The organism is bacterium (assembly GCA_020440705.1).
In the GTDB taxonomy this organism is placed as follows: domain Bacteria; phylum Krumholzibacteriota; class Krumholzibacteriia; order LZORAL124-64-63; family LZORAL124-64-63; genus JAGRNP01.
This window is the reverse complement of record JAGRNP010000283.1, coordinates 1-643: the sequence shown is the minus strand read 5'-3', so window position 1 is coordinate 643 and position 643 is coordinate 1. Positions and strand designations below refer to the sequence as shown.

General features: G+C 64.2%; 2 protein-coding genes. Both read right to left on the bottom strand.

Annotation, left to right across the window (positions count from 1 at the left end; genetic code table 11):
• Positions 1-407, bottom strand: a 407-nt coding sequence (locus tag KDM41_18395; GenBank protein MCB1185395.1) for a hypothetical protein, incomplete at its 3' end; no start/stop codon positions are given.
• Between the two features lie 12 nt (positions 408-419).
• A partial coding sequence (locus tag KDM41_18390) for a thiamine pyrophosphate-binding protein (protein MCB1185394.1) occupies positions 420-643 on the bottom strand: 224 nt, incomplete at its 5' end.

The following is a 643-nucleotide window of genomic DNA, read 5'->3' as shown; positions in this document are numbered from 1 at the left end:
TGGACAGTATTTTGAGCTGACTTCCCGTCGGGGAACTCTGCAAAATCTCCGCTGGAGCTGCGCGCCCATGCCAGCTCCCCCGCCTCGTAGTACGACTCCGACACCGGATAGCTGATGTTGGCTCCGTGGGGGTTCAGCTTCAGCTGCCAGCGTCGGTCTCGGACAGCCAACTCGATGCAAATCGACTCGCCGCCAGCCTGACGATGACGCAAGCCGCGACTGCTACCAAACACCTGCTCGAAAGCCTGATCGACGCTGCGATCAAACGCGAGCTTGAGAAACTTCAAGACCATCAGCAGCGTGGTCTTGCCCGCGCCGTTGGCCCCAACGAGCGCGCAGACCCCCTCGGGCGCCCACTCGACCTTGCGCAGCGCCCGGAGGTTCTCGACGCGAAGTGTGAAGCTCACGGTCCGCTCACCTCACATCGAGATGGACCCCTTGCGGAAGTCCGTCTTCCCGATCATCACGTTGACCACCACCGGCTTGCCCTGCTTGGCGATCGCCTGGGCCTCGCGCAGCGTCTCGTCGATCTTCGCCGGATCATCCAGCAACAGCCCGCGCCCGCCGTAGCCCTCCGCGACCGTGTGGTACGCGGTCCGCAGCAGCTCGGTCCCGCACGCGTCCCCGAGCAGCTCGATCTGAT